This window comes from Robinsoniella sp. RHS (assembly GCF_001029355.1).
Classification (GTDB): domain Bacteria; phylum Bacillota; class Clostridia; order Lachnospirales; family Lachnospiraceae; genus Robinsoniella; species Robinsoniella peoriensis.
In genome coordinates this window covers 43,409-56,526 of sequence record NZ_JNGB01000081.1, presented here as the reverse complement: position 1 = coordinate 56,526, position 13,118 = coordinate 43,409, and the positions used below count along the sequence as shown (strand labels likewise).

Below are 13,118 nucleotides of genomic sequence, written 5' to 3'. Positions count from 1 at the left end.
GTATAATCCCCTATGAAGGCAAAAAGATTAGGAGATTGTACATGTTTGGCTATGTTACCATTTATAAACCGGAGTTAAAAGTTAAAGATTATTATAAATATAAAGCATATTATTGCGGTTTATGCAGAACCCTAAAAGAGAACTTCGGATTCCGCGGCCAAATGACGCTGACCTATGATATGACTTTTGTAGTCATTCTGCTTACTTCGCTGTACGAACATAAAATGAAGAACAGCAAATATCATTGTGTAGTACATCCGGTTAAAAAAATGGACATGCTGCAAAATGACTTTACAGAATATGCAGCAGAGATGAATGTAATATTATCTTATTATCATTTTATAGATGACTGGGAAGATGAAAAGAGTATGGCTGGGCTTGCAGGCAGTAAGCTGCTTGGCAAAAGCGTAAAAAGCATCATTTCGAAATATCCGGATAAGTGTAAAACCATACAGCGCTGTTTAAAAAAACTTCAGGAATATGAAAAAAAGCAGATAACGGATATGGATGCCGTTGCCGGAAGCTTTGGCGAATTAATGGGTGAACTTCTGGTTTACAGGAAAGACCAGTGGGAAGACAAACTTCGTAAAATGGGATTTTTCCTTGGTAAATTTATATATATCATGGATGCCTATGAAGATGTGAAAAAAGATATTGAAAAAGGTAATTATAATCCTCTCATCCCATTACAGGGTAAAGAGAATTATGAAGCGGTTTGTGAGCAGATGCTTAATATGATGATGGGAGAGTGCAGCAGAGAATTTGAGTTGCTGCCCTGTCTTTGGGATGTGGATATCCTGAAAAATATACTCTACGTCGGAGTATGGACAAAATATGATAAAATACAAAAAGAAATGAAAGAAGGAAAGGAACAGAAAAATGGTAAGTGATCCATATAGCGTATTGGGGATTTCATCCAATGCGACCAATGATGAAGTAAAGAGAGCATACAGAGATTTGAGCAGGAAATACCATCCTGATTCTTATTCGAATAATCCACTGGCGGGTCTGGCTGAAGAAAAGTTTAAAGAAGTGCAGGAAGCCTATGATCAGATTATGAAGGAACGGGAAAGCGGCTATAGTTCAGGCGGTTATACTGCCGGAGGATATCAGAGCAGCCAGGATGATTCCAATGAGATGAAGTCTGTAACGAATTATATAAATTCGGGATATTATCAGGATGCATTGAATACGTTATCAAGAATGCAGAATCGTACCGCAAAGTGGTATTACTACAGTGCGGTGGCTAATTCCGGTATCGGCAATAATGTGCAGGCGATGAACCAGGCACAGCAGGCATGCAGTATGGAACCAAACAACCAGGAGTACCGAAATCTGGTTAATCAATTGCAGTGGAGCGGTCAGCGTTACCAGTCTAACAGTTATGGGAACGGGCGTTCTGCCGGCGGATGTACGACCGGTAATTGTTGTTGTGATCTGTGGTGTGCAGATTCACTTTGCGAATGTATGGGAGGAGATCTTTGTTCATGCATGTAAGTGGCAAAAAAATGGCATTTTCAGGCCTGTTACTGGCGCTTACGATTGTACTTATGGTGCTGAGCGGTGTCTTTCAGTTTAACACGTTGTTTTTACTGGGAGCAGCTTCGTTTTTCGTGGGAATTATGATCCGGGAATTCGGATTAAAGCTGGGCGCCGGCTTTTACATAGGAGCGGTCATTCTGGGCCTGCTGATAGCGCCGGATAAACTGCACTGCCTTACTTTTGCGATTATGGGACTCTATGTTCTGGCGATTGAATTTGTATGGCTGAAACTTGGAAAAGTATGTCCAAATGCCAAAGGCCGCAGGATATTCTGGATTTTCAAATATCTCATTTTTAATGTATTATTCTTACCGATGCTGTTTCTTTTTCCAAAGCTTCTGTTTGCTGGGGAGATATCAGGATGGATTCTTCTGGTAGCAGTAGTATTGGGACAGATTGTTCTTTTTATTTATGATAAAGCATACGAGTATTTTCAGGCAAGTATATGGGGAAAATACCGGAAACAATTAGGATTTTAAAAAAAGCTCATATGGCTGTACGTAATTGTGCGTCAGCGATATGGGCTTTTTTACATTTTTTACTTCAATCGTTTCTTCTTTTTACGATCCGGGGTTATTACTGTATCCTGGAAATGAAAACATTCTTTTGCAACTGTCTTATTCAATACTAACAGGCAGATCAGATTGGGAATTGCCATAAGTCCGTTCATTGTATCTGAAAAATCCCATACTACCTGCAAAGTAGTAGTAGCGCCGACAAAAATGATCAGGCAGAAGATAATACGGTAAAGATAAGTGATCTTTGGGGACTTCACCAGATATTCCAAAGATTTTTCACCATAGTATTCCCAGCCTAAAATAGTGGAGAAAGCAAATAATGTAATGCCGATGGTGACAAGCCAACCCCCGGCACCACCAAGAGCGGTAGAAAAAGCCTGTATGGTCAGGTTTACCCCGGTGATTACTTTTCCGTCCACACCCAGTGTACCAAGAACACCGGAGGAAGCGATTGCAAGTCCGGTAATGGAGCAGACAACCAAAGTGTCAAAGAAGGTACCTGTCATGTTGATATAACCCTGTCTGGACGGATGATCTGTTTTGGCGGCAGCAGCGGCGATTGGAGCAGATCCAAGCCCTGCTTCATTAGAAAATACCCCTCTTGCGACGCCCCAGCGCATTGCAGAAAGCATGCTGGCAATAATGGTACCGCCCACCCCTCCGGCAATGGCGTCCGGTGAAAAAGCCATATGTATGATCTGTGCAATACCGGCTGGAAGATTTTTAAAATTCAGAATTATGACAATAAGACCGCATATAAAGTAGAGGACGGCCATGAAAGGAACAATCAGGGAGCATACTTTACCGATACTTTTAATCCCTCCCACAAGCACGATCAGAGCCAGAATCATAATCACTGCACCCGTTACAGAGAGCGGAATGCCAAAGGTATCATGCAGGGCAAGGGATATGGAATTTGCCTGGGTCATGTTGCCGATTCCAAAAGATGCCACAACCGCAAAGACGGAAAAGAGTGCAGCAAGAACAGAGCCGATCCATTTGATGCGAAAACCGTTTTTCATGGCATACATAGGGCCGCCTGCCATTTCACCAAATACATTGGTTTCACGGTATTTTACAGCGAGAACGCTTTCTGCATACTTGGTAGAAAGTCCAAACAGAGCACTGATCCACATCCAGACAAGAGCTCCGGGACCACCTATAACCATAGCCGTAGCAACACCAACGATATTTCCTGTACCAATTGTAGCAGCAAGAGCTGTCATCAGAGATTGAAAAGGTGAGATGTCACCACTGTTAGAATCCATATCCGGATCGGCTTTTTGAAAAACGGACCGCAGAGCGTAACCCAGGTTGCGCCAGGGAAGAAATTTGAGGCGAATAGTCATGAAAATGCCGGTTCCGACCAGCAGTATCAGCATGACAGGCCCCCAGACAAAACTGTTAACATCGGATAAGATCGTTGAGAAATTCATGTTGGTTTCCTCCTGATAATTATTCCCGTGAGCAACAAGCCAGACGGACGCGCTTGCGTGTTCATTTGGCGACTGCCACGAGGTTCAAATCCCCCGTCGCCTGAGGCGGGATATTTGACTTAACAAGTTAACACGGTAGTGTATAATTAAATAATTATAGCATGGATAAGAGGTGGGGGCAAGGAGTGTTTCTTTGTGATTTTATGTAGAGATATGCTGTAAATATGCCTTGCAACATTGAAGATTACATATTATAATTTATTGGTACAGGCAGGAAAAAGTAACTGTTTGTAACACAGCCCTCCTTTATGGCGGGAATTACATTTAATGAAAGGAATAAAACTATGGCACAGAATCCAATTGTAACCATTACTATGGAAAATGGCGATGTTATGAAAGCAGAATTATATCCGGAGATTGCACCAAACAGTGTAAACAATTTTATCAGCCTTATAAAAAAAGGTTTCTATGATGGAATTATTTTTCACCGTGTAATCAATGGATTTATGATCCAGGGCGGATGTCCTAACGGAAATGGTATGGGAGGTCCGGGATATAGTATTAAAGGAGAGTTCTCACAGAATGGTTTTGCAAACCAGTTTAAACATACACCGGGTGTTCTTTCCATGGCAAGAGCTATGGATCCCAACTCTGCAGGTTCCCAGTTCTTCATTATGCATAAGAATTCACCTCATCTGGATGGATCTTATGCGGCTTTCGGTAAAATTACGGAGGGTATGGATGTTGTAAATAAGATAGCAGAAACAGATACAGATTACAGCGACCGTCCATTAGATGAGCAAAAGATTAAATCTATGACAGTAGATACTTTTGGTGTTGATTATCCGGAACCGGAGAAATGCTAATTTTTTAACAAACTAAAACAAATTTCATATAAATATTCCTCAGAGTTTGGCATTTTATTAACGAAATAAACCGCCGGACCTGGGGAATATTTTTTTGTTATTTGGAAATACTAGGTCAATTTACAAAAATTTTATAATTAGGGGTCCTGTCCTTTTGAAATGTGATTTTTTGTGAGAAAATCTGTATTTATAGCGAATTTGAGCAGGTTACAATGTGGAATTTTACGAGTATTCAGATGGTAAAAAAATCTTTGTAGTTTTTTTGAAAAAAGGATTGACAAAATTTTAACGGTATAGTATGATGACCTTGTTAAAAAATTGTCAATAAATGAACCAAAACAAATTATAAATTCACCTATTCAAGGAGGAACAAACATGGCTAAGAAAGAAACCACGGTTAATGTAGTACCTGAAGTGATTGACAGTGTTGAAGCATTGAATGCGAAACTGGCTGCTATGCGCGAAGCGCAGAAGGTATTTGCTACTTTCACACAGGAACAGGTAGATAAGATCTTTTTTGAAGCTGCTATGGCAGCAAATATGCAGCGTATTCCGCTGGCAAAACAGGCAGTTGCTGAAACAGGTATGGGTATTGTAGAAGATAAGGTTATCAAAAACCACTATGCTGCAGAGTATATCTACAATGCTTACAGAAGTACAAAGACCTGTGGCGTGATTGAAGAGGATTCTGCATTTGGTATTAAAAAAATTGCAGAGCCGTTAGGATTAATTGCAGCAGTAATCCCAACCACAAACCCGACTTCAACAGCAATCTTCAAGACTTTAATTTCTCTGAAGACCAGAAATGCCATCATCATCAGCCCGCATCCGCGTGCAAAAGACTGTACCATTGCAGCAGCTAAGATTGTTTTAGATGCAGCAGTAAAAGCAGGAGCACCGGAAGGCATCATCGGATGGATCGACGTTCCTTCCCTTGAATTAACAAATGAAGTAATGAAAGCAGCAGACTGCATCCTTGCAACCGGTGGTCCTGGTATGGTTAAAGCCGCATACTCTTCAGGAAAACCTGCTTTAGGTGTAGGCGCTGGTAATACCCCTGTTGTAATTGATGATACAGCAGATGTAAAACTTGCAGTTAACTCCATCATCCATTCCAAAACATTTGATAATGGTATGATCTGTGCTTCTGAGCAGTCTGTAACAGCAGTAGGAAGCATCTATGACGCAGTAAAGAAAGAATTCGCAGACCGCGGATGCTATTTCTTAAAAGGCGAAGAACTGGATAAGGTTCGTAAAACAATCATCATCAACGGCGCATTAAACGCTAAGATCGTTGGACAGTCCGCTTATACAATTGCAAAGCTTGCAGGTGTAGAAGTTCCGGAAGCAACCAAGATCCTGATCGGTGAAGTAGAATCTGTAGACATCAGTGAAGAATTCGCACATGAGAAATTATCTCCGGTACTGGCATTATATAAAGCAAAAGACTTCGATGAAGCTCTTGTAAAAGCAGCTCAGTTAGTAGCTGACGGCGGATACGGACATACAGCATCCCTGTACATCCATCCGGCACAGAAAGAAAAAATGGAAAAACACGCAGCAGCTATGAAGACCTGCCGTGTATTAATCAATACTCCTGCAGCTCAGGGTGGTATCGGTGACTTATACAACTTCAAACTGGCTCCATCTTTAACACTTGGATGCGGATCCTGGGGCGGTAACTCCATTTCCGAGAATGTTGGTGTAAAACACTTAATCAACATCAAGACAGTTGCTGAGAGGAGAGAAAATATGCTGTGGTTTAGAACACCTGAAAAAGTTTACTTCAAAAAAGGCTGTATGCCGGTTGCTCTTGATGAACTGGGAACAATCATGAATAAGAAAAAATGCTTTATCGTAACCGATAGTTTCTTATATAAGAATGGTTATGTAAAACCAATTGAAGAGAAATTAGACGCTATGGGAATCCAGCATACCTGCTTCTTTGACGTAGCTCCGGATCCAACACTTGCATGTGCACAGGCTGGTGCAAAAGCAATGACAGAATTCGAACCGGATACGATCATTGCACTTGGCGGTGGTTCTGCAATGGATGCTGCTAAGATTATGTGGGTAATGTACGAACATCCGGAAGCTGACTTCATGAGGATGGCAATGGACTTCATGGATATCCGTAAGAGAGTATACACCTTCCCTAAGATGGGCGAAAAAGCTTACTTCGTAGCTATCCCTACATCTTCAGGTACAGGTTCTGAGGTTACACCATTTGCAATTATCACAGATGAAAAATCCGGAGTAAAATATCCGTTAGCAGACTATGAACTGCTTCCTAACATGGCTATCATTGATGCTGATAACATGATGAACCAGCCAAAAGGCTTAACAAGTGCTTCCGGTATCGACGTAATGACACATGCATTAGAAGCATACGTTTCCATCATGGCTACAGACTATACAGACGGTCTTGCATTAAAAGCAATTAAAAATGTATTCCAGTATCTGCCTTCAGCATATGAAAACGGAGCAAATGATCCGATCGCAAGAGAAAAAATGGCTGATGCTGCTTGTATGGCAGGTATGGCATTCGCTAACGCATTCCTTGGAATCAACCACTCTCTTGCCCATAAATTAGGTGCATTCCATCACCTGCCACATGGTGTTGCAAATGCTTTAATCCTTACAAGAGTTATGCGTTTCAACGCAGTTGACGTTCCTACAAAGATGGGTACATTCTCTCAGTATCAGTATCCGCATGCAAAAGAAAGATATGCGGAAGCAGCTCGTTTTGCAGGCATCGTAGGCAAGGATGACAATGATACATTCGAAAAATTAATTGCAGCATTAGAAGACTTAAAAGAAAAAATTGGTATCAAAAAATGCATCGCTGATTACGGCGTAGATGAAAAATACTTCCTGGATACATTAGATGACATGGTAGAGCAGGCATTTGATGATCAGTGTACAGGAGCTAACCCAAGATATCCTCTTATGAAGGAAATCAAAGAAATTTATTTAGCTGCATACTATGGCAAATAGGATTCCTATATGGTATAGTTTATAGATAAGCTGTTCAGTCGGATACCTTGCTATAGTATGAAGAATTACGGCAGATTGAGTCTACAGTCTGCCGTAATTTCCACGATCAGTTTTATTCCAAGAACGGTTGAATGGCAGTTTGTAAACATCAATTGCCAGGCAGTCCTCCTTAGTACATTACAAGTGTCTGCCTGGCAGAACCAACAACATGGAAAAGGGGGATTTTCTAATGTCAGAATTACAGATTATTGCAAAAAGGGACCAGAAAATGGTTTACAGAGACGGCGGCAAGGCGGTCAAGGTATTTGAATCAAGTTTCACGAAAGCAAATATTTTAAATGAAGCATTAAATCAGGCAAGAGCAGAAGAAACGGGACTTAATATCCCGCAGGTTCTGGAAGTAACGAAAGTCGATGGAAAATGGGCGATCGTATCTGAATTTGTCCAAGGTAAGACATTAGAGCAGTTGATGCAGGAGCATCCGGAAAGGCTTGAGGAATATATGAATTTATTTGTTGACCTTCAGCTAGAGATGCACAGCAAAAAAGCACCTTTATTAAACAAGTTGAAAGATAAGATGATTCGTAAGATTACTGCAACAGGTCTGGATGCAACTGTTCGTTATGAACTCAACACCCGCCTGCAGGGGATGCCTACCCATACCAAAGTATGTCATGGCGATTTCAACCCGAGCAATATTATTATCGATGAAAGCGGAACAGCTGCGATTGTTGACTGGGCACATGCCACCCAGGGTAACGCAAGTGCCGATACCGCCAATACTTATCTCTGCTTCGCATTGCAAAATCATGAAGCAGCAAAGCTTTACATGGATCTATTCTGCAGGAAGAGTGACACGGCAAAACAATACGTAGAGCAGTGGCTTCCGATTGTAGCTGCATCCCGCCTCACAAAAGGTGTGGAAGCAGAAAAAGAATTTTTAATGAAGTGGATTGATGTTTGCGAATATCAATAGAATGACTGGAATAAAATTGAAGATTGAGTAGTGGGGAACGAAGGAATGCCGGGTGATTGGGCATTCCTTTGTTCTTGTGGTTTACTAAGATGATATAGATTGCGGATATTGCAGCATTTTTTGGACTAAATATGATATAATAAAAATATTGCAAATAATTATTTAATAGTTTAACATAATAAAAAATTAAATCTTTTCAGGCTGCATCAATAAGAATTTATATTACAGCCTAATCGGAGCCCTATGATTATCATAAATGACATTATATTCAATCAAAACATAGAGAACAACAATATAATAGAAGAAATAAACCAGTTTTTCAATCGCCTGCAAAAGGAAGGATGGAAAGTGATAACTGCAGCATCTGACATGTCTTATGATCTGGAATCCGTAATTCTGATCACAAATTCAGCTGCCAATGGAAAAAAAGCGAAAAACGCAGGAATTCCCTGCGTTTTTTATGATGCAATGGGAAGTGCAGCCGGTATTTACGGGGTTGATATGGTGGTAGAAGGTCTGGAAGAAGTGGACAGCGAATTCTTGATGAGTGTCTATAACAGACACTATAAGATCGCTTCTGTTATCACGGAGACAGCCCGTTTACTTATTCGGGAAACTGTACCGGAAGATGTGTATGAATTATATGAGATATACAAAGATCCGGTGATATCCAGGTATTTACCGGCACTGCCAAAGGATCTTAATGAGGAAAGAGAGATTTTGGAATCCTATTTTGATCATATGTATGCATTATATGGATATGGAATGTGGACTGTAGTTGAAAAAAGTTCCAGTCAGATGATTGGCAGAGTGGGATTTGAAAATGGGGAATTGGAAGGAGCAGGAATGATTGAACTGGGATATCTGATTGGCAGCGTCTGGCAGAAACAGGGATATGCATTTGAAGCAGTCAGAGCTGTTCTGGATTATGGGAAGACATTTTTGGGATTTGAGGAAGTCTATATCAGAACGAAATCAGAGAATCTGGGTTCCCGTGCTTTGGCTGAAAAAGCAGGCTTTCAGCTGATCAAAGATGGTGATATACAGTATTACAGAAGGGGATTATAATGGCTGAGGAAGAAAAGCAGGAATATCGTGTGCGGATTAAAGATATAGCAGATGAGCTGGGGGTGAGCACAGCCACGGTATCTAATGTCATCCACGGGAAGACGAAAAAGATTTCCGAGACTACCGTAGCAAAAGTGCAGGAAGTATTGGAGAAAAATCAGTATCTTCCCAATATGGCATCTATTTTGATGGCGCAAAATGATGCGCGCATCATCGGGGTGATACTTTCTGATGACTGTAAATACGAAGGCAGAATGATTGAAGATCCATTTGTCGGTACGGTGGTTTCCAACCTTTTGAAGGAAATTCAGGCAAAGGGATATTTTATGCTGCTTCGGGAAGAAGATGATTTGGAGGAAATTGTCCGATATTCTTCGATCTGGAATATGGCTGGGATTCTATTACTGGGATTTTGTGAACAGGAGTATGAGAAGCTGAGAAGCAGAATGAGAATTCCGTTTGTTGTAATTGACGGTTTTCTGAAAAAAATAGATCGCTATGGGAATATCGGCATTGATAACTTTAGCGGTGGATACCAGATGGGGGAGTATCTGTGGAATATGGGGCATCGTAATATATTATTTCTGGCAGATAATGATGAGTGCGCAGATCACCAGAGATACTGTGGATTTGTGAAGGCTATCACGGAATGGGGCGGAGGTATGTGTGATTTTAAAATGCTGCCAATGGAAGCCGGAAAACGCCCGGAGGTCTATGAACAATTATTATCCCAACTGGGAGAATATACGGCGGCGTTTTGTGCTTCTGATGTATATGCCATAGAATTTATGAGTTATTTGACGGATCATGGGTACCGTATACCGGAGGATTTTTCCGTATCCGGGTTTGATGATGTGTCGGCGGCACAGATAGTGAGACCAAAGCTTACTACAATCCGGCAGGATTTAAAAGAGAAAGCGGCTTCGGCAATGGATTTACTGGAGTCAATGATGAAAGGAAATATTATACAGGAAGAAAGGATCTTACCGGTTATGCTGGTGGAACGGCAGAGTGTAAAAAAAATATAATGTGGCTTTCGTTAAATTGTACAAAAATATCTTGAAAGAATTGGCTTTGGTTACGCGGTTAACCTTTTGTTTTTCAGAAAATGCGTGATAGGATAAAGGTATTGGAAAGAAAGGAATCCTTTCCAGAATGCCGACTTATAATGCGAGGAGAAACAAAATGACGAATAATGATGAAAACAGAGCATTTTTAACAAAAGCAGATTTCATGGAAGGATTTCATGAAATAGGAATAAAAAAAGGAGCAGCCGTTTTTGTGCACACTTCGCTGAGCAGTCTTGGATTTGTATGTGGAGGGGCACAAGTTGTGATTGAAGCACTGTTAGAGTCTGTTGGTGAGGAAGGAACCATTATGATGCCAACCCAGAGCTGGAAGAACATGGATCCGGATACAGGAGTTCATGGGGATCTTCCAAGAAAGTGGTATCCTGTCATACGCAAATGCTGGCCTGCATATGACCCTGAAATCACCCCTTCCAATAACATGGGGGCAGCAGCAGAAATGTTCCGTAAATGGCCGGGTGCAAAGCGCAGCAGTCATCCGGTGCGTTCTGTGACAGCGGTGGGAAGATATGCAGAGTTTTTAACAGAAAAGCACGATTTATCCAATATCTTTGGTGCAGGATCCCCGATCGATCGCTTGTACCAGCTGGGCGGGGAAGTTTTACTCATTGGAGTGGGATATGATAAGAACACATCGCTGCATCTGGCAGATGCAATAGCTGATTATCCGGGAAAGCATAGTGAGGTTCAGAGCAGTGCAGTCAATAAGGGCGGAATCAGACAATGGGTTACTTACGAGACACTGGCGGTGGATGGTGAGGATTTTCAAAAAATTGGGGAAGCTTTTGAAGAGGAAAACGAAGTTAGGGTGGTACAACTGGGAAATGCGGATGTTCGCATCATGAAGCAAAGAGAACTGGTGGACTTTGCTGTTAAGTGGATTGAAAAATATAGAAAATAAAAGAATATAAGAGGCGGATTCTGAAAAACATTGAAAGCTTTTTCTAAACCTGATATAATGCAGAAAACAAAACGAAAGGTGGAGGAATAAATGATTCAGGATATAGAACCATATGTTTTAGATAATCAGTATACCCCTGATTTGCCAAATAAGGATAGTTTTCTGCTTTGTTTTCATGGAAATGAAGTTTTGATAAATATCAGTGATGACCAAATCGTCTTTCCGAGGTTAAAAGACCTGGAATCGATGGAAGAGAATTTGCAGGAGGGATGTACTTATTTATTTTCAATCAACAGCCAGAGTTTTTATCTGGCAAATAACATAGCAAATTCCCCTGGAACAGGATTTACCATGGCGAATGTGGAAATATTCCGGACTGCACAGCCCCAATATCTGTCATTTGCAGGAATAACCGCATTTCAAATATTCAGCTGGTATCAAACCAGACGTTTTTGTGGCAGATGCGGTAAACCTATGAAACATCATGATAAAGAACGAATGATGTTTTGCAGCGAATGCGGATTACAGGAATATCCCAAACTTTCACCTGCAGTAATTGTAGGAATTGTAGATGGAAATAAGCTTCTGATGTCCAGATATTCCGGGCGGAATTATAAGAAATATGCTTTGATAGCGGGATTTGCAGAGGTTGGTGAGACGATTGAAGAAACAGTAAAACGGGAAGTTATGGAAGAAGTGGGGCTTAAAGTAAAGAATATAAGATATTATAAAAGCCAGCCCTGGGCTTTTTCCAGTACATTGCTGTTCGGATTTTATGCAGACCTTGATGGCGCAAAAGACATAACGCTGGATCGGAATGAGCTGGAATTTGCAGAGTGGTTTAACAGAGAAGATATACCGGTTTGCGACACCGCGATTAGTCTGACGAATGAAATGATAATGAGATTTAGAGAGAATAAAGAGTAAAAATTATACAGATTAGAAGGTAACGTTATCGAAGACCAGAATAATGATTGACAATGCGTAAAAGTTCCTGTATACTACATACATACCAATAGTATGTATACAGGAGATGAACGTATGGCTAGAAATAAGTATCCGGAAGTTACAGTAAATCGTATCTTAGATGTGGCTACCAGATTGTTTGTGGAAAAAGGATACGATAGTACAACAATTCAGGCAATAATAGATGAATTGGGGGATTTAAGCAAGGGTGCCATCTACCATCATTTTAAATCCAAAGAAGATATTATTGAAGCCGTTATGGAGCGTATGTTTGCAGAGATGTATAGTAGTGTATATGCGATAATGGAAGACTCATCATTAAATGGTTTACAGAAGATACAGAAAACGATTCGGGTTTCTTTGGGAAATCCAAATCAGGAAAAGGTACTGAAGTCGGCGCCGGATCTAATGCATAACTCACGCTTTTTGGCAGCACAACTGTATGGTAGTATTAATAATTTTTGCAGAGAAGTGATAGAGCCTCTGGTGCATGAGGGAATTAAAGACGGTTCCATTTGTACGAAGTATCCCAAACAATTGGCGGAGATGCTGATAATCCTGTCTAATATCTGGTTGAACCCGGCAGTATTTCCGGTTCCGGATAATGAACTGTATGATAAATTTTTATTTCTAAAAGATGTAGGAGAGCGTATAGGCATTCCCGTTTTAGATGATAGTATGCTTGAAAGACTGCAATACTTTCGACGCATCATGGATGAGAACTCAGCAAAAGAATTATCATAAAAAAGATAGCAACTCA

General features: G+C 40.8%; 12 protein-coding genes. 11 read left to right on the top strand and 1 reads right to left on the bottom strand.

Translation table 11 applies throughout. From position 1 onward, the window contains the following. Positions 1-41: 41 nt before the first annotated feature. The 3 genes from RHS_RS21975 to RHS_RS21965 are packed head-to-tail and all read left to right on the top strand — an operon-like array spanning position 42 to position 2,021. A complete protein-coding gene (locus RHS_RS21975; RefSeq protein ID WP_047834377.1) occupies positions 42-890 on the top strand; it encodes a DUF5685 family protein in 849 nt (282 codons plus the stop codon). Next, entirely contained in the window at positions 880-1,497 is a 618-nt protein-coding gene (locus RHS_RS21970; protein ID WP_047834376.1) for a J domain-containing protein, read from the top strand. Before RHS_RS21975 ends, RHS_RS21970 begins: the two co-directional genes overlap by 11 nt. Then, entirely contained in the window at positions 1,488-2,021 is a 534-nt protein-coding gene (locus tag RHS_RS21965; RefSeq protein ID WP_027296288.1) for a hypothetical protein, read from the top strand. Before RHS_RS21970 ends, RHS_RS21965 begins: the two co-directional genes overlap by 10 nt. Positions 2,022-2,080: 59 nt before the next feature. Here the strand turns inward: RHS_RS21965 and RHS_RS21960 are convergent, their stop codons facing one another. Next, a complete protein-coding gene (locus RHS_RS21960) occupies positions 2,081-3,496 on the bottom strand; it encodes a sodium:alanine symporter family protein (RefSeq protein ID WP_027296289.1) in 1,416 nt (471 codons plus the stop codon). A gap of 344 nt (positions 3,497-3,840) precedes the next feature. Between RHS_RS21960 and RHS_RS21955 the strand changes: the two genes are divergently transcribed. The 8 genes from RHS_RS21955 to RHS_RS21920 all read left to right on the top strand — a co-directional run bounded on the left by RHS_RS21955 (position 3,841) and on the right by RHS_RS21920 (position 13,102). Beyond that, positions 3,841-4,362, top strand: a complete 522-nt coding sequence (locus RHS_RS21955) for a peptidylprolyl isomerase (RefSeq protein ID WP_027296290.1) — start codon at positions 3,841-3,843, stop codon at positions 4,360-4,362. 375 nt (positions 4,363-4,737) lie between these two features. After that, entirely contained in the window at positions 4,738-7,359 is a 2,622-nt protein-coding gene (gene adhE, locus RHS_RS21950; RefSeq protein ID WP_044293896.1) for a bifunctional acetaldehyde-CoA/alcohol dehydrogenase, read from the top strand. A gap of 229 nt (positions 7,360-7,588) precedes the next feature. Further along, complete coding sequence (locus tag RHS_RS21945; protein WP_047834375.1) at positions 7,589-8,335, top strand: phosphotransferase family protein; 747 nt, start codon at positions 7,589-7,591, stop codon at positions 8,333-8,335. A 243-nt stretch (positions 8,336-8,578) separates the two neighbouring features. Next, a complete protein-coding gene (locus RHS_RS21940; RefSeq protein WP_138003715.1) occupies positions 8,579-9,403 on the top strand; it encodes a GNAT family N-acetyltransferase in 825 nt (274 codons plus the stop codon). After that, entirely contained in the window at positions 9,403-10,431 is a 1,029-nt protein-coding gene (locus tag RHS_RS21935) for a LacI family DNA-binding transcriptional regulator (protein WP_047834374.1), read from the top strand. Before RHS_RS21940 ends, RHS_RS21935 begins: the two co-directional genes overlap by 1 nt. Before the next feature lie 157 nt (positions 10,432-10,588). Then, on the top strand, positions 10,589-11,392 hold the full coding sequence (locus RHS_RS21930; RefSeq protein ID WP_047834373.1) for an aminoglycoside N(3)-acetyltransferase: 804 nt from the start codon (positions 10,589-10,591) through the stop codon (positions 11,390-11,392). Positions 11,393-11,482: 90 nt separating this feature from the next. Continuing rightward, entirely contained in the window at positions 11,483-12,319 is an 837-nt protein-coding gene (gene nudC / locus RHS_RS21925) for an NAD(+) diphosphatase (RefSeq protein ID WP_047834372.1), read from the top strand. A 114-nt stretch (positions 12,320-12,433) separates the two neighbouring features. Next, entirely contained in the window at positions 12,434-13,102 is a 669-nt protein-coding gene (locus tag RHS_RS21920; protein ID WP_044293900.1) for a TetR/AcrR family transcriptional regulator, read from the top strand. The last annotated feature ends 16 nt before the right edge of the window (positions 13,103-13,118 follow it).

Bases quoted from the DNA above. Each gene is read 5' to 3' on its own strand.
- RHS_RS21975 (WP_047834377.1), top strand. From the start codon at position 42: ATGTTTGGCTATGTTACCATTTATAAACCGGAGTTAAAAGTTAAAGAT.
- RHS_RS21970 (WP_047834376.1), top strand. From the start codon at position 880: ATGGTAAGTGATCCATATAGCGTATTGGGGATTTCATCCAATGCGACC.
- RHS_RS21965 (WP_027296288.1), top strand. From the start codon at position 1,488: ATGCATGTAAGTGGCAAAAAAATGGCATTTTCAGGCCTGTTACTGGCG.
- RHS_RS21960 (WP_027296289.1), bottom strand. From the start codon at position 3,496: ATGAATTTCTCAACGATCTTATCCGATGTTAACAGTTTTGTCTGGGGG.
- RHS_RS21955 (WP_027296290.1), top strand. From the start codon at position 3,841: ATGGCACAGAATCCAATTGTAACCATTACTATGGAAAATGGCGATGTT.
- adhE (WP_044293896.1), top strand. From the start codon at position 4,738: ATGGCTAAGAAAGAAACCACGGTTAATGTAGTACCTGAAGTGATTGAC.
- RHS_RS21945 (WP_047834375.1), top strand. From the start codon at position 7,589: ATGTCAGAATTACAGATTATTGCAAAAAGGGACCAGAAAATGGTTTAC.
- RHS_RS21940 (WP_138003715.1), top strand. From the start codon at position 8,579: ATGATTATCATAAATGACATTATATTCAATCAAAACATAGAGAACAAC.
- RHS_RS21935 (WP_047834374.1), top strand. From the start codon at position 9,403: ATGGCTGAGGAAGAAAAGCAGGAATATCGTGTGCGGATTAAAGATATA.
- RHS_RS21930 (WP_047834373.1), top strand. From the start codon at position 10,589: ATGACGAATAATGATGAAAACAGAGCATTTTTAACAAAAGCAGATTTC.
- nudC (WP_047834372.1), top strand. From the start codon at position 11,483: ATGATTCAGGATATAGAACCATATGTTTTAGATAATCAGTATACCCCT.
- RHS_RS21920 (WP_044293900.1), top strand. From the start codon at position 12,434: ATGGCTAGAAATAAGTATCCGGAAGTTACAGTAAATCGTATCTTAGAT.